Origin of the sequence: Nocardia testacea NBRC 100365 (assembly GCF_000308775.1) — a bacterium.
In the GTDB taxonomy this organism is placed as follows: domain Bacteria; phylum Actinomycetota; class Actinomycetes; order Mycobacteriales; family Mycobacteriaceae; genus Nocardia; species Nocardia testacea.
On the sequence record NZ_BAGJ01000274.1, the window covers coordinates 102,343 to 123,121 of the forward strand.

Genomic DNA, 20,779 nt, shown 5'->3' on the forward strand with positions numbered 1-20,779 from the left:
ACGCACGGCCGGTAAGCGCGTCACCGCCGGCGGGGACGGTACCGCGTTCGGTCAGATGTCGTCGATCCGGAAGAGCACGCACCGGCCGGCCAGCGCGGCGAACTCGTCCGGATCGTCGCTGGTCACCACCCCGGACTTGATCATGATCGGCACACCGGTGGGCACCAGCCGCGGAAACTCCCGCAGCACCGGTTCGCTTTCGCTCGCCGGGATCTCCACCAGGCGCACGACGCGCCGCCGCCGTCGGATCGTCAACTCCGCGGTGTCCGCGGCCTGTACGTTCTTCACCCAATCCGCACCGGGAATGCCGCCGAGAACGTATTCGTCGCCGTGGTATTCGAACGGTGTCACCGGTGTGGTCCTGGGTTTTCCCGTTTTCCGGCCCGGCACGGTGAGCAGCGCCATCGGCAGCGATACGCCTATTCGGCCGACGGCGGCCATCGCCCGGTTCATCGGTTTGAGCCAACGGGGGAGCCGGACGCCGGCCTCGTCTGTCACGATGCACTCCTCGGGAAATCGGTGTCGATGGCCCAGCGGGCCGGCCCGAGATCATATCGCGGCACGATCGGACACGGATCGCCGGATCGACCGGCTCCGGAGCCGGTGCCGGTTCCAGCCAGGCGATCCCGTTCCGGGACAGGAGTGCTCGTCCCGGTGAGGAACAGAACCTGTATCCACTGCGAGATCGGCGTTTCTGGGCCGAGCCGGTGCTCTCCGGCATTACCCTGAGGCGATGCGCCCACGGCTCAGTCGGTCCTGTGTTGCCTCGCTCATCGTTCTCGTCTCGACCGTCCTGTTCTGTTCGCACTCCGCCGCGGCACCGCAATCCGCCGCCGGGCTGCCACGATTGGACGGCGGGTTCCTCTGGGGTGTGGCATCGTCGGGGTTCCAGTCCGAAGGCCATGCCCTCGACAGCAACTGGACTCGCTATATCGCAGGGAACCCCGCCTATGACCGCCTCGGGAATTCGGTGGATTTCTACGGCCGCTACGAATCCGATATCCGCCTCGCCGCGGACCTGGGCGTCCGGGTGTTCCGGATCGGGGTCGAATGGTCACGCCTGCAACCGGCGCCGGGGGTCTGGGACGAGCAGGCCTTCCGCTTCTACGATTCGGTGATCGCGAGCATTGCCCGGGCCGGAATGCGACCTATGCTCACCCTCGACCACTGGGTGTATCCGGGGTGGATCGCCGACCGGGGCGGCTGGCGCAGCCCGACCATCGTCGAGGACTGGCTGGCGAATATGCGCGCCGTCGTCGACCGTTACGCCGCCCACGACCCCCTGTGGGTCACCGTGAACGAACCCGTCGCCTATATCGCCCACGAGACGGGCCGCGGCAACGCCGACGCCACTCAGATGCTGGACCGGATAGCGCAGGCGCACAACAGTATCTACGACCATATCCACCACGTCCGGCCCAACGCTCAGGTGACCAGTAACGTCGGCTACGTCGCCGGCGCGGAGGACCGGATCAACGGCGCCCTCGTCGACCGGATCGCCGCCCGCCTCGACTACATCGGAATCGACTACTACTGGGGCTACGACCCGGCCCGGACGATACTCGAATACCTCGGCGGCGCAGTCGGGTCCGCGGTCCCGCCCGGACCACCGATCTGGGAGCTCCCGATCCGTCCGGAAGGGATCTACTTCGCCCTCCGGCACTATGCCGACCGCTTCCCCGGCAAACCCCTCTACATCGTCGAAAACGGTATGGCCACCGACAACGGACATCCACGCGCCGACGGCTTCACCCGCAGTGCCCATCTCCAGGACACCGTCTACTGGATCCAGCGCGCCGAGGCCGACGGTATCGATGTGATGGGCTACAACTACTGGAGCCTCACCGACAACTACGAATGGGGAAGCTACCGCCCCCGGTTCGGCCTCTTCACCGTCGACACCACCACCGACCCTGGTCTCACCCGGCGCCCGACCGACGCCGTGGCCACCTACACCCGGACCATCGCCGAAGGTGGCGTGCCCGGCGACTATCGACCCACCCACGGCCTGGCGCCCTGCTTTCTCGTCGATCCCCCGGACAGCTGCCTACGCCCCGTGGCCGCCGCTCCCTGATGGCTTACGGCCCGCACACCGTCTCGGCGGCGGAGCCACGTGCGACATCGCCGGAACAATGGAGCCGGGGTGGCTGATCCGTGCGGTCCTCGCGAAAAGTGTGACGTCACAGTGACAGTTGCGGTCCGGCCCTACCCGCTGTGCCATCCACATCGTCCGCGCGCGGCGACTCCCACGGGCCGCGGACCGATGAACTCGCCGCTCCATGGAAGGCGCAGGACAACTGGCGGATCTACCGAGCATGTTCCGTGCGCTCGGCACCGCAGGGCGGGGGTCAGGGGTGGCGACGCGGCCACCACCGCGGTTGAGATCATCAGGACTCCGAGAACGAGACAGGCGGGACCGCTGTCGCTGCCTACGGTCGAATTCTCCGAGGGGATTCCGGGTGACCCGGCGATCGGCGCGGGCGACGTTCCGGGCGTTGCCGTCCGATCCCGTCGACGCCGGGCCGAGGCGGTTCGGCAATGGCTCCAATGGGCGGAGGCTACGAGATCGCCGCTGCGCTGCGCGGCTCGGTAGTGGGGACCCGATGCGGCGACTACGAGTCGGCCGGCATATGTGTGGAATCACGCGCGGGCGAAATCGAATCCGTGCATTGCAGATCGAATACGAAGTGATCAATTCCGGGCGGTCGGTACGGATCGGGCGCCTTCCTCGAGTAGTCTCCCCTCGAGCGTTCCGGTGGCGTCCGCAGGGCTGCTTCCCGGGCGCCGCATCCGCCCGCGCATATGGAGTGACACAGTTGTTTTCGCCGCCGCACGACGCTCGATCCGCCGCACTTCCGCTCATCCACGGATCACCGCAGAGCAACGACGGACCCCGGGTTCCGTTCTACGCCGAAGAGATCGCCCAGGCCCCGCACGAGGCGTATCGCGAAATGCGCCGCCGATACGGCGCCTTGGTACCGGTGGAGTTGGCTCCCGGCGTCCCGGCGACCTTGGTTGTCGGTTATCACACCGCGGTGCGCATCCTCAACGACCCTGAGCACTTCCCGGCGGATTCGCGTGTCTGGCAGCGAGATATCCCGCGTGAGTGCCCCGTCCTTCCCCTCCTGGAATGGCGCCCGTCGGCTGTCCGGAATTCCGGCGCCGTGCACGCTCGTTACCGGCAGGCAACCGTCGCCGGAGTAAGTGGAGTCGATCTGTACTCGCTGCACAGCCGGGTGGAAAAGATCGCCGTCCCGCTCATCAACGCGTTCTGCACCACCGGCTCGGCCGAACTCATCGAGCAGTACGCGTTCCCGCTGACCTTCGCGCTCATCAACGACATACTGGGCTGTCCGGCCGAGATCAGTCGACGCGCGGCGGCGGGAATGGCCACAATGATCGAGGGATCGACAGCGGCCGCCGCCGAAGGCAACGCCATGCTGGAACAGGCCATGGCCGATCTGGTGAGCCTGAAGAAGACCGAACCCGGTCCGGACGTCGTCACCCGGATGGTGCACGACCCGGCGAACCTCGACGACGAGGAGATGCTGCACAACGTATACAGCTTCTACGGAGCGGGAATCGAACCGCTGCAGAACCTGATCATCAACTCGCTCCGGCTGATCCTCACCGACGAGCGTTTCGCGGGTGGAATTCTCGGCGGGAGTCTGTCGACCCGGGACGCCGTGGACGAGGTGCTCTTCACCGACCCGCCGGTGGCGAACTACGCGGTCTCCTTCCCTCGCCAGCCGGTGCTTATCGACGGCGTCTGGCTACCTGCCCATCAGCCGGTGATGATCAGCCTCGCCGCGTGCAACAACGATCCGGCCATCGATACCGGGGCCTACACCGACAACCGCGCCCACCTCGCATGGAGCATCGGAGCGCATATGTGCCCGGCGAAAGAGGTGGCCTACCTGGTAGCGCAGGAGGCGATCGACCAGCTGCTCGACGCGCTGCCCGAGCTGCGCCTCGCTGTACCGGCCGGGGAACTCACCTGGCGCCCCGGCGCTTTCCAGCGTGCGCTGACCGCGCTGCCGGTGGAGTTTCCCGAATCCGCGCCGCTGACGATCTAGCCCTACGCGCTCCCGGCGTCGGCCGGCGTGCCGCCGACGTCGGTAAGCGCGGGTGAAGTGGCCGATACTCCACTCCGGCATCCACGGCCGCCGCGAAGAGGGCCCGCACCGCTGCGCGGTCACCGGTCAATTGCGAGATCCTCGCATGACCCACCGACCCGAAGCGCGGGATCAGCCGACAGTGGGGTCAGGCGTGCAGGGTGGGGCGGTAGATGAGCTCTTGGATGTGGCGGTCGAGCGTCCGGCTCTCGAGCAGCTCGAGATCGAAGTCGGCGGCGCCCTGGAAAACCGGTTCCACCCCGGTCTTTCCGGAGATCACCGGAAAGATCGTCACCTGCACGCGGTCGACGAGACCGGCGGCCAGCAACGCCCGGTTCATCGAAAGGCTGCCGTGTGAACACAGCGGCACCTCGGACTCCTTCTTGAGCCTTGCCACGACGTCGACGGCATCTCCGGCGACCACAGTCGCGTCCGGCCAGTCGACGGGTCCGGCGAGTGTCGTCGACACCACCGTGGTCGGCATGCTGCGCATCCGCGAATTCACCGGGTCGAGCTCGGACTCGTCGATCGGACCGATCATCTCCACGAACGTGCGAAAGGTATTTGCGCCCAGAATGAGTCGCTGGGTCTCGTTGAGCACGGCGAACCGGTGATCGAGGAATTCGGGGCCATGTTTGCCCCAATAGCCGCCCCAATCGCCCGTTTCGTCGTAGGAGGCGAATCCGTCGAGGGTGGTGAAGATATCGAAGGTGTACGTGGTGGCCATGACGCTCCTTTGGGTGTTCCCGATCGGTTTGTGGAGGTAGACGGGAGGTTGCGGCGGAACTCATCGGAGTTCGGCTTCCGGTGCCTATTTCGAGGTGACCAACGCACTTCGAAGTGCCTACTTCCCGTTGGAGAGTTACCGCTCGATAGTGGAGTGACAAAGAGCCGAACACAACATACGAGGAGTCGAGAGAATGAGTACGACCACTTACCGCGCCGCCGTCGTCCGGAGCTGAGAGGCGGCTTGAAGATGTCAGTGGGGTGGCCTGGTAATACGACATCAGGTGTCAGTAGTAGGCGACACCGGATGTCAGTAGCTGGCGGCGTCCAGTTCGGATGCTGACCGGCGGAAACGGGAGAGTTCCCGTTGGGCCTGCCTGGGGCTTTCGGTGTCAGGTGATCGTTCTTCGATAGATTTGCCGGGAACTACTTCAGGCGCGGCCGCCTCTAGGCGGGTACGAAGCCCAGTTGCTCGTAGAAGACTCGTGCGCCGCTGGGTTGCGCCCGGATGGTCGATTCCGAAGGTCAGCACCTCGATGTTTCCCGGACCTGTGTAAATCTGGGTGTCGCTTGTGTCATGAGCGCTGAGCAAACGTTTCTTTCCGCGCTCGGTTCCCCGGCTGTTAGTGGCCAGTTAGTTCTCCCCACTGGCGGCCAATTATCGGGGAGCTATCTGGCCGTGGGGCAATAACTTCCAGCTACGCTCGGATCTGTTCTGGTGCGACGAGTCGTGGCGCGCGGCACCAGCAATGGATTGGGGCGACGCACTGTCGCGACGGGGACTACCGCCCGATGCGTGCGGGCGGATGCCCGTACGCCGCCCTCTGGACCGCCGCAGTCGGCCAGCTGCGCGGTTTGCTGGGTGAGTGCCCGTACGGCCTATTGGCCGTCAACGGGGACCAACATGGCCGCAGCATCTGGCCGTCTGCGGGGAGAAACTCGTGGCCGCTGACACCCGGCGCACAGCACCTTTCCCGCGCGGATTCGCTGGCCTATCACGATGCATGCGCCCAACTGGATCCGGTGATCCTCGGGCGGGTGGTCGGTATCGATGCCCTGCACCCCGTTGCCGGGTGGGCCGGCTGGTGGTGTCGGTAGAGCGGTGCCGTGCCCTACCGCACCGCAACGGCCCAACAAGGCATACGGTTCGGAAACGGCAGCGGCCCTGTGTAATGCTCTGCGGACTGGCGAGCCGGGGACCGTCGCCGACGCGGTGCTCATCCTGTGCGTGGGCGAGACCGAGTTCGGTGGTGCCGTCGAGACCTGGGTCGTCGACGGTTATGTCAACGGCAGGCGAGGGTTGCCCGACCCGCAGACAGGTCATGGTGCCGTGTTCGGGAGGCGGTGCGGGGTAGCTGTCCGGGTGTTGGGCGGGAACCGTTGAAGGCAGGCAGATGCCGTCGGCAGTTCAGGCACCACTGTGTGGTGGGAATTGTTTGGAGTAGGTGAATCGGGATTTCGGTGTGGCAGCGGCGGCAGCGCCCGTAGCGGCCTGTGGTGATGAGGGTGAGGGTTTCGTCGATGTCGGCCAATGCTTGTCGTGCGGCTGCGGCCAGTTTGAGGGTGACTTCATGCCTGGCCAGATCAGCCGCGTCGGCGGGGATGGCTGCGCGGTCGATTTCGGCATCGAGTTCGGCCAGTTGCTGTACCCGGAAGCGGCGTTGTCGATCGAGTCTGGCTCGCAGGGCGGGTAAGTGGTCGGAAAGGCGTGCGTGTGAGGTGGGGTGTGCGAGGGGCATCTGGGTCTCCGGGCGGAAGGTCGGAACTGTGGTTCGAGGTGCCGTCACGGGAATATGGCGTTCGTCCACGTTTGGCGGCGTGGACTCGAATCCGCCGACGCGGCGGTGTGCCGCTCACGCCGGTAGGTCGGATTCATTTGTTGGGGTGGAGCGGTGTCAGTGCACCGCGGCGGCCGCGGCGGTTGGTGTGGTCTCAGCGACCGGTGCGGTCACGATGGTCGCTGCCGGGGTGGTCGCGATGGTCGCGGTGTGGATGCCGGGCACTGTGTGGGTGAGGGCGACGGCGATGCGCCGTTCGGATTCATCGGCGAATCGGCCGGATATACTGGCGTGGCCTTCGTCGACGGTGACATGCCAGCGCCGCGCGCCGACATATCGATCGAGGAGGTACTGTGCCCCGCCGGCGAGCGCATCGTCGGGGGTAAGCATGATCCGCAGCGCGTCGCCGCGGCTGAACATGCCGATCACACGGCCGTTGGCATCGACCACCGGCAGACTACGCAGTCCGTGCGTTACCAGCATGTTCATGACCTCGGCCAGTACCGCAGTGTCGGGGACCGAGACCGCGGGGGCGGTCATCACCGCGTCGACGGGGTCGTTGAGTTCGCCGGCCCGCAAGAGGTCACCGCTGGTGACTACCCCGACGAGCCGATCGTCGCGGTCGAGAACGGGCAACGCCGCGTAGCCAAGTTCGGCGAGGGTCAATGCCGCCTCGCGTGCCGTGTTGTTGTATCGCACGGCGACGACCGGTCGTTGCATCAGCTCACACACCTGCATGTTCATCATTGCGTTCAACTCCGCTTCATTTGGTTACCGGATCGGCTCCGAAGCCGGATACACACACCGGGCCGTCCCGATGTCTCCGAGTGCTCGGTGGCCCGTTTCGTACCGAATCAACGCAGCAGGCCGGAGTCGCGCATCGGGCACGTACCCGGATTCGGCGGCATGATGGCCGACTGGGGTCGATAGTCAGTCACCGCTGGTGCTCACAGTTTCACTGCTCCTACCTGCGTCTTCTGCTCAACTCCATAATGGGGGTGCAGGTGCGGCGAGTGATTGCTCTGTTCCGACAATCGCGGTGTCGAGATTTTTGGGGATAGCACAGCGCGGGTGGGTCAGGCGTTGTTGCCGGTGACGGCGAGTTCGATCATGGTGGCGAGTCGTTTGCGGGGGTCGTCCAGGCCGAGATCGGTCACTTCTGCCATTTTGCGTAGCCGGTTCCGTACGGTGTTCTCGTGCACGCCCAGCTGCGCGCCCGCTGCTACCGGGTCGCCTTGGGCCTGCAACCAGGCACACAGCGTCGTCACATACTGGGTGGAGTTCGCTTGGTCGTGGCGCCGTAACTGCGACACCGGCCCGCGCACGGGGGTGCGGCCGGACAGCCCGGCGGTGCGCAATCGTTGCAGCAGGATCTCGTCCCACGATTCGTCATAGGCGAGGGGCTCGGCATCTGCGGGGTGGGCGGCGCACAGCGCCAGGCATTCGTCGGCCTCTCGGCGTGCCAACGCCAGTTCCGTGGCCTGGGCGACCCCGCTGATACCCGCCAGCACCGTCATCCGCGGGGGCAGTGCCGCCTGCCGCTCGGATATCCAGCGGCGTGCGGTCGCCGCCTGATCAGCGGGCAGCACGGTGTAGACGGTGTCGCCGACCAAGGCGCTGCGGCTCGACCGCGACCAGCCGAATCCGGTTGTTGCTCGTTCGAAGATCACCAGCAGCGAGGTGTGCTGTTCCTCGGCGATCCCGGCCCGCAGCGCGATCACCCGCAAACTCTGCGGCGCCAACCCCAGCCTGCCGGCCACCGTCGCCGCGTCCGCGGCGCCCTCCAGCAGGCGGATCACCGATTCGGATTCCACCTGACGTTCCAGGTCCGCGCTGGCCCGCGACCGCAACAGATGCAGAGCCACCGTGTGCGCACCCTCGATCAAGGCCTGGTGCCGAGCCCCGGCCAACGGCGCCGGGCACGACACCCACACCGAGCCCAGCAGTTGCCTGCCCACGCGCACCGCGACGACCATCCGCCCGGTCATTCCACGCTCTTCCTGAGCGGGAACGAACAGCGGTTCATCCGAGGCCGCCAGGTGCGTGAAGACACCGCCCGCGCCGAATATCGCACGCAACCACGGCGGCATCTGCCGACCCAGGATCGTTTCGACGCGTGCGGGGTCGAGGTGCTGCTGCGGCCGGGAGTAGGCCAGCACGCGAGACAGGCGGTCCTCGATCGTCACCGCGCCGTCGACCGCGGTGGACAGGTTGTCGGCCAGAGCGAACAGATCGGTGGGGCCGCGACCGGCCTCGGTTTCGCGGCCTTCTTGGACCAGCCCGTAGACCACCGCGGCCACTTCGCTCCAGGCCACCGCAGGGTCGATCACCATTACCGCCACCCCCTCGATCTGCGGCTCGTCGCCGAGCTCGCCGGCCCCGCGAACAAGCGCGACAGCAGCCCGCGCCGACACCGCCCAGCCCACCACCTCCGAGACCGAGCGCGCCCCGACACCCAGAAGCACATCGCCCACCTCCGCGGGGCCCTGATCGCCCCCGTGGATCACCACGCTGCGCAATTCCGTGGCTCGGGGCACTGAATCCAACCGTAGGCGGACCCCGTAGCCACCCAGGATGTTTGCCAACCGGTCCAACGTCACCATGAGCTGCTCCGGGGTCGGACCGACAACGCAGCGCTGTTCAGCGGTAGATGCGACCGGTAGAGGGTCGTGGCCGGAGCGCGCGGGCCGCCGTCTGTCGGTCGGCGCATCGAGATCGGCACCAGGGCGAGCCGGCGTCGGAGACCTCGCAGACTCGACCCGCTTCGATCGGAAGAAGTGTCCACCGCCGCGTGTTCGGTGGTATGGAACCCTGCTGCAGGCGCGGGCCAGGAGTGTAGGTGCGGTACTGCGTCCACGGCCCGGCAGTGCTGGCGTCCGGTCACTGTTCAGCGGATTTGTTCGGATGTGCGATGAGGTCGGCGAGTACGGCTGCTTCACTGATGCCGGTGTTCTTTGTGGCGGTGAGCAGCGTGAGATCGTTGTGGTCGGCCAGTTCGCGCAGATGCGAGAGTGCCGCAGCGCGGCCGGGTTGGGTCAGTTCGTCGCGGTAGCGGCGGACGAAGGCATCGAAGAGCCGTGGGTCGTGGCCGTACCAGGTGCGCAGCTCGGTAGATGGGGCGATCTGTTTACACCATTCATCCAGGTGAGCTCTGGATTTGCTGACGCCGCGCGGCCAGAGCCGGTCCACCAGTACGCGGATGCCGTCATCCGGGGTCGGGTCGTCATAGATTCTGCGGATCTGCACAGTGCATCGAGTCGTCACCATCGACTCCCGATCTCATCGCTTGCTCGCATTTCGGAGTCTCAGCGGGGATGCCGACCGCCAAGGCGATGGTCCCCGCGCCCGATCCGGGCCCTCACCACATACCGGACGGTACGCCTACCTGCGATTTCGGGCGGTGAGATCGCTGCCCTGATATCGAAGTGAAATGGTGCACACCACAACAGCCGGTAGCGTGGTGCAAGGGGGTGAAGCTTCCGAAAGGAAACAGATGAGCAGCGTACGGGCCGCATCGTGTTTGGTGGAAGTATCCGATCTGGATCGTTCGATACGCTTCTACTGCGACGTATTCGAATGCAGTATCTCGATTCACGAGCCGGACGCCGCTCTGCTGCTCACACCCGCCGGCTTCCAGCTGTATCTACGGGTGAGTGAAACGCCTCGCCGACGCAATATCGGTGACCTGGGCGTGGTGTATCTCATCTGGGCTACCGACAGCAAAACAGAACTGGACCGAATCGAACATCGACTGCGCGCCTATTACCCCAGCACCTACACCCACACTGCGAACGAGATCAGTTTCATCGACAGTGTCGACCCGGACGGCGGCCGAGTGCTGATCGCCTACCCGAGTCCCGAAAAGCTTCCTCGCGAGGTGATCGCGGATCGCTTCCGCTGACTGCCCGCCTGTTCCGAGGAAACGGTTTCCGATCCCACCGGACAGGGCCTACGAGGAATTCATCCAGGTCCGCGACATCCCGCTGCGAGCGGGACCGTGTACTGACAGTCTGCTTTGATGCGGCGAGACGTTGTTCGGCAGAGGTGTACCACCGCGTGGGAAGTGCTATGTCGCCCGTCTACGCCATCGGCCATTCCACCCGTCCCGTCGCGGAGTTCATCGGGACGCTGAACTATGTCGGCATCGGCCTGGTGGCAGACATCCGAACCGTGCCCAAGTCCCGCCACAACCCGCAGTTCCACATCGACCGGCTCGGGGAATCGCTGGCCGCGGCCGGTATCGGTTACCGGCCGGTGCCGGGGCTGGGTGGACTACGGAAGCCGACGCGAGATTCGATCAACACGGGGTGGCGCAACGTGTCCTTCCGCGGGTACGCCGACTATATGCAGACGCGCTCGTTCGAGGAGGCGATCGAGGAACTCATCGCGCTGGCCGCAGAACATGTCACCGTCATCATGTGCGCTGAGGCCGTCTTCTGGCGGTGTCATCGCCGGCTGGTCGCCGACGCACTTCTCGTACGTGGCATCGATGTCCAGCACATCATGGGCGCGTCGACGCTCATACCGGCAGAGATGACGAGTTTCGCGTCGGTGCGCGGCACACGAGTCACCTATCCGTCGACGCCGCTGTGATCGGGGGCCCCTGCCACTGGGCGCGGGCCATATCCACGCGGTTGCCGCGCATCGGGGTGGCTTCGGCGCGCAGCAGGTCGAGAGCACGACCGGCGTGGCAGGATGCGGGCGTGCCGTCGGCGTATACGACCCGATGCCAGTGGGTTTCTTCGGCGCAGGTGGTCATGACATGTCCGACTTGCCGGGCGCTACCGCCGACCCGGTCGCCGATCGCGCCATAGGACATCACCCGGCCGGCCGGAATCTGGTCGATCACGTCCAAGACCCGCCGCGTGAACGGCGATATCGACTTGTCACCCGGTTGCGTCATGGGTCCTCTGAACTGCCGGTCATCGAGGCCGACCGCTGGAATGGTTGAGGGTTGCGGTGGTGAGAGCGCGCTGCAGGAGGTCGTGGAGCATGGCGGGGGTGAGGGTGCGGGTGGATATGTTGCGCCGGCTGGGGTGGTAGCAGCCGAAGAGGTGTAGCCCGCGCTGTGTGGACGGGTCGTCGATGAGAATGTGTCGGCCGTGGCCGAAGGTGGGCCGGGGTGCGGGCAGGTGCCAGCCGATGTCGGTGAGGATCGGCAGTAGTGTGCGCCAGGCGAATCCGCCCAGGGCGACGATAACGGACAGGGTGGGTTGCAGGAGTTGGAGTTCGCGGGTCAGCCAGGGCCGGCAGGTGTTGCGTTCGGTGGTGGTGGGCTGGTTGTCCGGTGGGGCGCAGTGCACGGGGACGGTGATGCGAACCCCGTGCAGGCTCTGGCCGTCACCGCGGTGGGTGGCGGTGGGCCGGGAGGCGACGCCGAGTGCGTGCAAGGTGGCGTAGAGGAGGTCACCGGAGGGGTCGCCGGTGAAGATGCGGCCGGTGCGGTTGCCGCCGTGTGCCGCCGGGGCGAGGCCGACGAGGGCAACCGCCGCATCGCTGGGCCCGAACCCGGGGACAGGCTTGGACCAGTAGTCCCAGTCGCGGTAGGCGCTGCGCTTGACGGTGCCGACGTGTTCACGCCAGGTGACCAGGCGTGGACAGGCCCGGCATCGGATCAGTGCGTCCTGCACCTCGTCGATTGTCTCGGCGCGGTCGGCTCGGATCGCCGGATACTCGACGGTGGCGGGATCGGGACCCGGCATCGGTCGAGTGTCGGGGCCATGGAGTTGTGGCATACCGGGCTCCTGTGGTGTCGTGGCTGTCCTGTGAACCACGCTGACCGTGGTGTTTCAGTCTGTGAGTAGTTGGCGTAGCACGTAGGGCAGGATTCCGCCGTGCCGGTAGTAGGCGGCTTCGGCGGGGGTGTCGATCCGCACGGTGGCGGTGAATTCCGTCGGGTGCCCCGTGTCGTCGACGGCGCGAACGCTCACCTGCCGCGGAAAGTCCTCGGCGGTGTTCGCGTGCGTCAGCCCGGTGATCGAGTAGGTTTCCTCACCGGTCAGGCCGAGTGATTGCACCGATTCGCCTTCGGGGAACTGCAGCGGCAGCACTCCCATACCGATCAGGTTCGTTCGATGGATACGCTCGAACGAGCGTGCCAGCACCGCCCGCACGCCGAGCAGCAGTGTGCCCTTGGCTGCCCAGTCTCGCGAGGACCCGGAGCCGTATTCGGCCCCGGCGAGGATCAACAGCGGCACCTGTTCGGCGGTGTAGACGGTGGCGGCGTCGAAGATGCTCATCTGCCGGCCGTCCGGTAGGTGTCGGGTCACCCCGCCCTCCGTGCCTGGGGCGAGGTGGTTGCGTAATCGGATGTTGGCGAAGGTGCCGCGGATCATCACCTCGTGGTTGCCGCGGCGCGAGCCGTAGGAGTTGAAGTCTTTCGGTACGACGCCGCACTGCTGGAGGTAGGTTCCGGCGGGGCCGTCGCGTGTGATGGACCCGGCCGGGGAGATGTGGTCGGTGGTCACCGAGTCACCGAGCATTGCCAGTACCCGGGCGCCGGTGATGTCGGTGACCGGTTGTGGTTCGCGGGTTGTGTGCTCGAAGTAGGGTGGGCGCCGCACGTAGGTCGACTCGTCGTTCCAGGTGTAGATCTGCCCGGCCGCGACGTCGAGCCCGCGCCAGCGGTCGTCGCCGGTGAAGACGTCGGCGTAGCCGTCGGTGAACATTTCCGAACGCAGGTTCGCGGCGACGATCTCCTCGATTTCGGCGGTGGTGGGCCAGATGTCGCGCAGATACACCTGGGTGCCGTCAGGGGCCGTGGCGAGCGGGTCGCGCAGCAGGTTGATGCGCATCGTGCCGGCCAGCGCGTAGGCGATGACCAGCGGTGGCGAGGCGAGGAAATTCATCTTCGTTTCCGGGTGGATGCGGCCCTCGAAGTTGCGGTTGCCCGACAGCACCGAGCACACCGTGAGATCGCCCGCGGCGATGGCGGTGCTGACTTCGGGGATCAGCGGGCCGGAGTTGCCGATGCAGGTGGTGCACCCGTAGCCGACGAGCGAGAATCCCAGCTCGTCGAGGTAGGGCGTGAGCCCGGCGCGGGTGTAGTAGTCGGTGACCACCCGCGAACCCGGCGCGAGCGTGGTTTTGACCCACGGTTTGCGGGACAGGCCCTTCTCGATGGCTTTCTTCGCCAGTAGCGCCGCGCCGATCATGACCGACGGATTGGAGGTGTTGGTGCAGGAGGTGATCGCGGCGATCACCACGTGCCCGTGGTCGACGGTGGTGGTGGTCTCGTCGGTGAAGGTCACCGACTGCGGCGCCGAAAGCCACCGGTGCGGGTGCTCGCATCGACACCGATCACTCGGATCCCGCGGCCTGTCGACGGCGCGGTCGCGGTCGACGGCGATGGGGTCGCTGGCCGGGAACGACTCACCCGATGCCTGGTCCAGCCCTACTGTCGCGGGTGCGGCGGGCGGTCCGGTCAGCAAGGATGCGACCGCGTGTGGGGCATCGGCCAGCGCGATGCGGTCCTGCGGGCGTTTGGGTCCGGCGATGGAGGGCTCCACGGTCGTCAGGTCCAGTTCGATCCGCTGGCTGTAGTCGGGTTCGTGGCAGGGGTCGTGCCACAGCCCCTGCTCCTTGGCGTAGGCCTCGACGAGGCGGATCTGGTGTTCGGGGCGTCCGGTGAGCCGCAGATAGTCCACAGTCACAGCGTCGATCGGGAAGATCGCGCAGGTGGAGCCGTACTCGGGGCTCATATTGCCGATGGTGGCGCGGTTGGCCAGCGGCACGTTCGCCACCCCGGGGCCGTAGAACTCGACGAATTTGCCGACCACGCCGGTGCGGCGCAGCAGTTCGGCGATGGTGAGCACCAGATCGGTGGCGGTGGTGCCCTCGGGTAACTCGCCGGTCAGTTTGATTCCGAGGACTTGTGGGAGCAGCATGCTCATCGGCTGGCCGAGCATCGCGGCCTCGGCTTCGATGCCGCCGACTCCCCAGCCGAGTACGCCGAGTCCGTTGACCATCGGGGTGTGCGAGTCGGTACCCACGACAGTGTCCGGATAGGCCAGCGGCGGCCCGCCGCCCGGGTCGTCACGGGTGAACACCACTCGCGAGAGGTATTCGAGGTTGACCTGGTGGCAGATCCCGGTGTCCGGAGGTACCACGGAGAAGCCCTCGAACGCCTGCTGCGCCCACCGCAGTAGTTGGTAGCGCTCCATATTGCGGGTGAACTCCAACTCCGCGTTGATCGCGGACGCGTCCGGGCGGGCGAAGACGTCGGCGATCACCGAATGGTCGATGACCAACTCGGTCGGGATCAGCGGGTTGATCCGGCCCGGGTCGCCGCCGAGTGAGGTCATCGCGTCTCGCATGGCGACCAGATCCACCACACACGGCACCCCGGTGAAGTCCTGCATCAATACCCGCGCCGGTGTGAACGCGATTTCGGTAGTACCGACTGCGGCCGGATCCCACGCGGCGAGGGCACGTACCTGTTCGGCGGTGACCAGGTGCCCGTCCTCGCGGCGGGCAAGGTTTTCCAGCAGCACTTTGAGGCTGTAGGGCAGCCGGTGCGCGGTCGGGATACGGTCGAGCCGGTAGATGGTGAACTCCCGGTCCCCCGCCGTCCACACGTCGCGGGCCCCGAAGCTGTTGCCGCTCATCACTGCGGCCCGTCGCCGGAGCCGATGTGCGCATCGGCCCGGTCGATCGTGTGGAGCGCCGGTGTGATGTCGTCGCACATCGCTCGGTCGACGTTTCCGAAGGCCTCGCGCACCTTCGTAGCGAGAACCCGGCGATGCGCGAGGATCGGTGTGGTAGCAAACGGATGCAGCGATTCGGTCATGTGATGCGCCTCCTGATCAGGTGCGACCGGCCATCAGGCCGGTGCGCCGACAACGTGGCCCACTGATTTCACTGTATGCCCATCCACCCGAGTGGTAACGGCGCGAGCGCCATCCGCAGCCACCGTCGATCCGCCGTGCCGGCTCGATCGACTCAGCCGAGTCTGCGACGCAACTCGTCGGGGTAGTCGCGGTAGGCGGCGGCGACTTCGTCGAGGTAGACCACGGCGGGGAAATCGGTAACCGGTTGATGATCGGCCAGGAACCGTGCAGTGTGTTCGACGATGCGCCGCTCGTCGCCTGGATCGAGGCCCAGTTCGGTCAGCACGTCGGGATCGACGACGAACTCCGATTCCACGGTGTCGCCGCCGTCGCCGATGCGGACGCGATATTCGTGATCGATGACCAACTCGACACTCAGCTGTTCGGGCATGCGTTTCAGTGCTCCGTATCGGTGACGGGTGACGGGTGTGTCGCGGCTGGTGGGATCCTCACCGGGGGTGCCGTGAGGTCGGCCAGCGGCACGCTGGGGTCGGCGAGCCGGTCGAGATCGAGCGGGGTGCGGTCGCGGATGAGCTGGTTGATCGGGTCGGTGACGTCCCAGGTGTTGACGTTCATCCCGGCCAGCACGCGCCCCTCGCGCACCCAGAACGCGATGAACTCGAGCCGATCGACCTCACCGCGTACGACGACCCGATCGCTGCTACCGGGCGGGACGTACCCGGTGTATTCCATACTCAGCTCGTACTGGTCGGTGTAGAAGTACGGCAGCCGTTGATAGGAAGCGGGCCGGCCGAGGATAGCGTCGGCGACGGTGGCGGGCTGGTTCAGGGCGTTGGCCCAGTGCTCTACCCGCACCCTGGCCCCCAGCAGCGGATGCTCGGCACGAGCGATGTCACCGGCGGCGTAGACGGCGGGATCGCTGCTGCACAGCGAGGCATCGACCAGGACACCGTCGTCGACGGCGAGACCGGCGCGGGCGGCGAGCGCAGCGTCGGGGACAGCGCCGACCGCAATGAGGACGGCATCGGCGTCGATCTGGGTGCCGTCGTCGAGCCGCAGCCCCACCACGGTGCCTTTGTGGGTGAGGATTTCGGTCGGGGACCGGCGGGTACGCAGGTCGACGCCGTGGCTGCGGTGCAGCTCAGCGAACACCTGCCCCATCTGCGGCCCCAGCACGCCGGTCAGGGGCACCGGTGCGCGGGCCACGCCGGTGACCGCAACCCCGGCCGCGACCGCGGCGGCGGCGACCTCGAGCCCGATCCAACCGCCGCCGACGATCGCGATCGACGACGCGGTCGCCAAGGTGGCGCGCAGCCGGTCGCTGTCGTCGACGCTGCGCAGATACAGCACGCCGTCGGCGTCGGCGCCGGGTAGCGGCAACCGCCGCGGGGTGACGCCGGTGCACAGCACCAGCCGGTCATAACCCAGCCGGTGCCCATCATCGAACACGACCTGGCGGGCGTGTGAGTCGATGTCGGTGACAGCGTTACCGGGGCGCAGGTCGATGTCGTGGCGGGTGTAGTAGTCGGGTTCGTGCACGTCGATGCTGTCGCGGCCAGTCTTGCCCTGTAGGTAGTCCTTCGACAGCGGCGGCCGCTCGTAGGGGCGATGGGTTTCGTTGCCGGCCAGGATGACGGCCCCCTCGAACCCGCCCTCACGCAATGCTTGTGCGGTTTTCGCGCCGGCCAGACCGGCCCCGGCGATCACGACTGTTCCGACTGCAGCCATGGTGGTCACCGCCTGGACCCGGCGAGGGCGACCGACAGTTCACCGGAGAGATGGTCCCAGGCGTCGTCGAATTTTGCGACCCCGTCGGTTTCGAGGGTGGCCACGACGTCGTCGTAGTCGATGCCGAGCGCGGTCAGTTGCTCAAGGATTTGGTGCGCCTGTGGGTAGGTGCCGTGGATGCTGTCACGCGGGATATGGGCGTGGTCGGCGACCGCGTGCAGGGTGGCCTCGGGCATGGTGTTCACCACCCCGGGTGCGACGAGGTCGGTGACGTAGCGGGTGTCGTCGTAACACAGGTTCTTCACCCCGGTCGACGCCCACAACGGTCGTTGCGGGCGGGCCCCCGCGCCCGCCAGTGCCCGCCAGCGCTCGCCCTCGTGGTACTGCTCGTAGAGCCGATACGCCAGTCGTGCGTTGGCGATCGCCGCGCTCCCGTGCAAGGCCGCGGCCGCGTCGGTGCCGATTTTGTCGAGCCTGTGGTCGACCTCGGTATCCACGCGGGAGACGAAAAAAGACGCCACCGAATGGATTCGGGAGACGTCGTGGCCGTTCGCGCGAGCTTGTTCGAGCCCGTCGAGGAATGCGTCGATCACCTGCCGGTAGCGGTGCAGAGAGAACATGAGGGTGACGTTGATGTCGATTCCCTCGGCAAGGCAGGCGGTGATCGCTGGTAGTCCTTGTTTGGCGGCGGGGATCTTGACCAGCAGATTGGGCCGATCCACCAGCCACCACAGCGCCTTGGCTTCGGCGACGGTGCGGTCGGTGTCGTGCGCCCACCGGGGGTCGACCTCGATCGACACCCGACCGTCCACCCCGTCGGTGGCGTCGAAGACCGGGCGCAGCACATCACACGCCCACCGCACGTCGTAGGCGGTCAACTCCCGTAGCGCCGCCTCGACATCGACCCGGCGCAGCGTGAGACGACCGATCTGGCCGGTATAGGCGTCGCTGCCGGTGATGGCCTTGGCGAAGATGGCCGGGTTGGTGGTCACCCCCGTCACATGCCGGTCGGCGACCAGGCGGGCCAAGCTGCCCTCGATCAGCCGCCCGCGGTTGAGGTCATCGAGCCAGATCGATACCCCGGCCTGGGTCAATGCGGTCAAAGGGTCGGACATGAGCATCTCCTTCCATGCGTTTGGCGAGTGCAGCCGTTTACCAGGTGTCGAGTTCGGCGCCCGACCGAGCATTTCGGTGCCGGCAAACCAGTTCCGACTCTGGGCACGAGGGCGGCGACCTCGGCGTGGATGGCCCCGAGTTCGGCGGTTGGAGCCCGGGGGTCTGGACTCGGATCCGCAGCGCGCAGGACACCTCGGTGTCGCCTCGACGTGGTCGAGGGCCAGGCCGCAGGCGAGTGACGCCACCCCGGAGAAGCCGGACCGGCCTGCGGTGATGCTGGAAGATGGCGATCGATGCGATGCCGGACGGGAAGCGAGGAGCGGTGATGGAGAAGTTCTCGGTGGAAGCGATGGCACGAGAACTGCTGCAGCGGGCGAACGCGGTCCCCGCGCGGCGGGCGGCGGCCACGATGTATGGCGGGCATGAGCATCGGCTGCGACAGACCGTGGTCGCGTTGGCTGCCGGCGCCGCGCTGGGCGAGCACGAGAATCCGGGCGAGGCGACGCTGTTGGTGCTGCACGGCCGGGTCCAGCTACACACTGCAGGCGCCTCGTGGGCGGGCCGTCACGGTGACCTGCTGATAGTCCCGCAGGCCCGCCACAGCCTCGAAGCGATCGACGATGCCGTGGTGCTGCTGACAGTCGCCAAATAGCCGGGACGGGGACGGGCGCACTGTCGACCTCGGTCAGGGCCCGGCGGTGCCGGGAGTCGATGGTAGGCGCTGCAGTGTCCGGCGGCCCCGGCGCTCTAGTCGGCATCGGACTCATCGGCCCGGTTCGATGGATCGGTGCCGTCCGCCTCAGCCGCGGTAACCGTGGCGCGGCCGGCGGCACCCCAGCCGGCGTGGGATTCGGCGCGCATCCGCTCCACCATGTGTGGGTAATGCAATTCGAATGCGGGCCGCTCCGAACGGATGCGGGGTAGTTCGTAGAAGTTGTGCCGTGGTGGCGGGCAGGTCGTCGCCCATTCCAGGGAGTTGCCGTATCCCCAGGGGTCGTCCACGGTGACGACTTGACCGTATCGATAGCTTTTGAACACGTTCCATACGAAGGTGATCATCGAGAACCCGAGAACGAACGACCCGAGGGTGGATACCGTATTGAGGATCGTGAAACCGTCGGCGGGCAGGTAGTCGGCGTAGCGCCGCGGCATGCCTTCGGCGCCGAGCCAGTGCTGCACCAGGAATGTCGCGTGAAAGCCGAGGAAGGTGGTCCAGAAGTGCAGGCGGCCCAGGCGTTCGTCGAGGAAGCGGCCGGTGAATTTCGGGAACCAGAAGTAGATGCCGGCGAAGGTGGCGAACACGATGGTGCCGAACAGCACGTAATGGAAGTGCGCGACGACGAAGTAGCTGTCGTGCACATGCCAGTCCAGGGGTGGGCTGGCCAGGATCACCCCGGACAGGCCGCCGAACAGAAACGTGGTGATGAACCCCAGCGACCACAGCATGGGTGTTTCGAACGTCAATTGCCCCTTCCACATGGTGCCGATCCAGTTGAAGAACTTCACCCCGGTCGGTACCGCGATCAGAAACGACATCAGGGAGAAGAACGGCAGCAGCACCGCGCCGGTGGCGAACATGTGGTGCGCCCACACCGCCGACGACAATGCCGCGATACCGAGAGTCGCGAACACCAGTGCGGTGTAGCCGAAGACAGGTTTTCGGCTGAACACCGGCAAGATCTCGGTGATGATCCCGAAGAACGGGATCGCGACGATGTAGACCTCGGGATGGCCGAAGAACCAGAACAGATGCTGGTAGAGGATCGGGCCGCCGGTAGCGGGGTCGTAGATGTGCCCGCCGAGGTGCCGATCCACCTCCAGGGCCATCAAGGCGGCGGTCAGGATCGGGAACGCCAGCAACACGAGAAAGCTCGTCACCAGAATATTCCAGGTGAAGATCGGCATCCGGAACATCGTCATCCCGGGTGCCCGCAGGCACACCACGGTGGTGACCATGTTCACCGCGCCCAGGATGGTGCCCACGCCGGATAATCCCACCCCCATGATCCACAGGTCGGCACCGACGCCGGGGGAATGGATGGCCGAGCTCAACGGTATGTATGCCGTCCACCCGAAATCGGCGGCACCGCCGGGGGTGACGAATCCCGCGGTCGCGATCGTCGCGCCGAACAGATACAGCCAGTAACTGAGCGCATTCAGCCGTGGAAACGCCACGTCGGGGGCGCCGATCTGCAGTGGCAGTACGCAGTTGGCGAATCCGAACACGATCGGGGTCGCATAGAACAGCAGCATGAGTGTGCCGTGCATGGTGAACAACTGGTTGTACTGCTCGTTGGACAGGAACTGCAGGCCCGGCCGCGCCAGCTCGGTGCGCATCAGCAGCGCCATCAACCCGCCGATCAGGAAGAACGATATCGCGGTGAAGATGTACATGACGCCGAGAAGTTTCGGGTCGGTGGTGGTGACGATCTTCCGGATCGCCGCGCCCTGGGGGCCCATCCGCGCGGGGAACGGGCGCTCGGCCTCGACGGCGGGCATGGTGTGCCCCGGTGCTGCAGACAACGGT

20 protein-coding genes are annotated in these 20,779 nt (G+C 66.4%); 6 read left to right on the forward strand and 14 right to left on the reverse strand.

Going from position 1 to position 20,779, the window contains the following annotated elements:
• Nucleotides 1-51: 51 nt before the first annotated feature.
• Entirely contained in the window at nt 52-498 is a 447-nt protein-coding gene (locus tag ON38_RS33470) for a nitroreductase family deazaflavin-dependent oxidoreductase (RefSeq protein ID WP_039829367.1), read from the reverse strand.
• Between the two features lie 235 nt (nt 499-733).
• Here ON38_RS33470 and ON38_RS33475 point away from each other — a divergent pair, with 235 nt between their 5' ends.
• Together ON38_RS33475 and ON38_RS33480 are read left to right on the forward strand one after the other, a co-directional pair.
• A complete protein-coding gene (locus ON38_RS33475) occupies nt 734-2,074 on the forward strand; it encodes a family 1 glycosylhydrolase (protein ID WP_039829368.1) in 1,341 nt (446 codons plus the stop codon).
• 742 nt (nt 2,075-2,816) lie between these two features.
• A complete protein-coding gene (locus ON38_RS33480) occupies nt 2,817-4,076 on the forward strand; it encodes a cytochrome P450 family protein (RefSeq protein ID WP_039829461.1) in 1,260 nt (419 codons plus the stop codon).
• 187 nt (nt 4,077-4,263) lie between these two features.
• Here the strand turns inward: ON38_RS33480 and ON38_RS33485 are convergent, their stop codons facing one another.
• The gene (locus tag ON38_RS33485; RefSeq protein WP_039829369.1) at nt 4,264-4,842 is read right to left on the reverse strand and encodes a dihydrofolate reductase family protein; all 579 of its coding nucleotides are present in this window, start codon (nt 4,840-4,842) and stop codon (nt 4,264-4,266) included.
• 1,282 nt (nt 4,843-6,124) lie between these two features.
• A complete protein-coding gene (locus ON38_RS38350) occupies nt 6,125-6,373 on the reverse strand; it encodes a TraR/DksA family transcriptional regulator (protein WP_373281269.1) in 249 nt (82 codons plus the stop codon).
• On the opposite strand from ON38_RS38350, the gene ON38_RS33490 reads away from it, so the two are divergent.
• Entirely contained in the window at nt 6,287-6,535 is a 249-nt protein-coding gene (locus tag ON38_RS33490; RefSeq protein WP_157101556.1) for a hypothetical protein, read from the forward strand. The two genes, ON38_RS38350 and ON38_RS33490, sit on opposite strands and share 87 nt — an antisense overlap.
• A 201-nt stretch (nt 6,536-6,736) precedes the next feature.
• Here ON38_RS33490 and ON38_RS33495 read toward each other — a convergent pair whose 3' ends face one another.
• The 3 genes from ON38_RS33495 to ON38_RS33505 form a co-directional block, all read right to left on the reverse strand.
• The gene (locus ON38_RS33495; RefSeq protein ID WP_083873308.1) at nt 6,737-7,366 is read right to left on the reverse strand and encodes a CBS domain-containing protein; all 630 of its coding nucleotides are present in this window, start codon (nt 7,364-7,366) and stop codon (nt 6,737-6,739) included.
• A 329-nt stretch (nt 7,367-7,695) separates the two neighbouring features.
• Nucleotides 7,696-9,222 carry a PucR family transcriptional regulator gene (locus ON38_RS33500; protein ID WP_039829371.1) on the reverse strand — a complete coding sequence of 509 codons (1,527 nt, stop codon included), beginning with the start codon at nt 9,220-9,222 and terminating at the stop codon, nt 7,696-7,698.
• Between the two features lie 277 nt (nt 9,223-9,499).
• Nucleotides 9,500-9,886, reverse strand: coding sequence for a DUF488 domain-containing protein (locus ON38_RS33505; protein WP_039829372.1), 387 nt, complete (start codon nt 9,884-9,886; stop codon nt 9,500-9,502).
• Nucleotides 9,887-10,112: 226 nt separating this feature from the next.
• Between ON38_RS33505 and ON38_RS33510 the strand changes: the two genes are divergently transcribed.
• Nucleotides 10,113-10,520 carry a VOC family protein gene (locus ON38_RS33510; RefSeq protein ID WP_039829373.1) on the forward strand — a complete coding sequence of 136 codons (408 nt, stop codon included), beginning with the start codon at nt 10,113-10,115 and terminating at the stop codon, nt 10,518-10,520.
• A 167-nt stretch (nt 10,521-10,687) separates the two neighbouring features.
• The gene (locus tag ON38_RS33515) at nt 10,688-11,212 is read left to right on the forward strand and encodes a DUF488 domain-containing protein (RefSeq protein ID WP_039829374.1); all 525 of its coding nucleotides are present in this window, start codon (nt 10,688-10,690) and stop codon (nt 11,210-11,212) included.
• Here ON38_RS33515 and ON38_RS33520 read toward each other — a convergent pair.
• The 7 genes from ON38_RS33520 to tal all read right to left on the reverse strand — a co-directional run bounded on the left by ON38_RS33520 (nt 11,187) and on the right by tal (nt 18,257).
• Nucleotides 11,187-11,522 carry an MGMT family protein gene (locus ON38_RS33520; RefSeq protein WP_051165609.1) on the reverse strand — a complete coding sequence of 112 codons (336 nt, stop codon included), beginning with the start codon at nt 11,520-11,522 and terminating at the stop codon, nt 11,187-11,189. The two genes, ON38_RS33515 and ON38_RS33520, sit on opposite strands and share 26 nt — an antisense overlap.
• A gap of 19 nt (nt 11,523-11,541) precedes the next feature.
• Nucleotides 11,542-12,321 (reverse strand): uracil-DNA glycosylase, encoded by a 780-nt coding sequence (locus tag ON38_RS33525; protein WP_039829376.1) that lies wholly within the window; start codon nt 12,319-12,321, stop codon nt 11,542-11,544.
• Between the two features lie 87 nt (nt 12,322-12,408).
• Nucleotides 12,409-15,225, reverse strand: coding sequence for an aconitate hydratase (locus ON38_RS33530; RefSeq protein WP_039829378.1), 2,817 nt, complete (start codon nt 15,223-15,225; stop codon nt 12,409-12,411).
• Nucleotides 15,225-15,407: a hypothetical protein gene (locus ON38_RS33535; protein WP_039829379.1), complete on the reverse strand. Its 183-nt coding sequence runs from the start codon at nt 15,405-15,407 to the stop codon at nt 15,225-15,227. The genes ON38_RS33530 and ON38_RS33535 overlap by 1 nt, the downstream gene beginning before the upstream one ends.
• 152 nt (nt 15,408-15,559) lie before the next feature.
• Nucleotides 15,560-15,838 (reverse strand): hypothetical protein, encoded by a 279-nt coding sequence (locus tag ON38_RS33540; RefSeq protein ID WP_039829381.1) that lies wholly within the window; start codon nt 15,836-15,838, stop codon nt 15,560-15,562.
• A gap of 5 nt (nt 15,839-15,843) precedes the next feature.
• Nucleotides 15,844-17,136: an NAD(P)/FAD-dependent oxidoreductase gene (locus ON38_RS33545; protein WP_051165628.1), complete on the reverse strand. Its 1,293-nt coding sequence runs from the start codon at nt 17,134-17,136 to the stop codon at nt 15,844-15,846.
• Nucleotides 17,137-17,141: 5 nt separating this feature from the next.
• Nucleotides 17,142-18,257 (reverse strand): transaldolase, encoded by a 1,116-nt coding sequence (tal, locus tag ON38_RS33550; protein ID WP_218000896.1) that lies wholly within the window; start codon nt 18,255-18,257, stop codon nt 17,142-17,144.
• 320 nt (nt 18,258-18,577) lie between these two features.
• Between tal and ON38_RS33555 the strand changes: the two genes are divergently transcribed.
• The gene (locus ON38_RS33555) at nt 18,578-18,904 is read left to right on the forward strand and encodes a cupin domain-containing protein (RefSeq protein ID WP_039829469.1); all 327 of its coding nucleotides are present in this window, start codon (nt 18,578-18,580) and stop codon (nt 18,902-18,904) included.
• Between the two features lie 95 nt (nt 18,905-18,999).
• Here the strand turns inward: ON38_RS33555 and ctaD are convergent, their stop codons facing one another.
• On the reverse strand, nt 19,000-20,751 hold the full coding sequence (gene ctaD / locus ON38_RS33560) for an aa3-type cytochrome oxidase subunit I (protein WP_083873309.1): 1,752 nt from the start codon (nt 20,749-20,751) through the stop codon (nt 19,000-19,002).
• Nucleotides 20,752-20,779 lie beyond the last annotated feature (28 nt).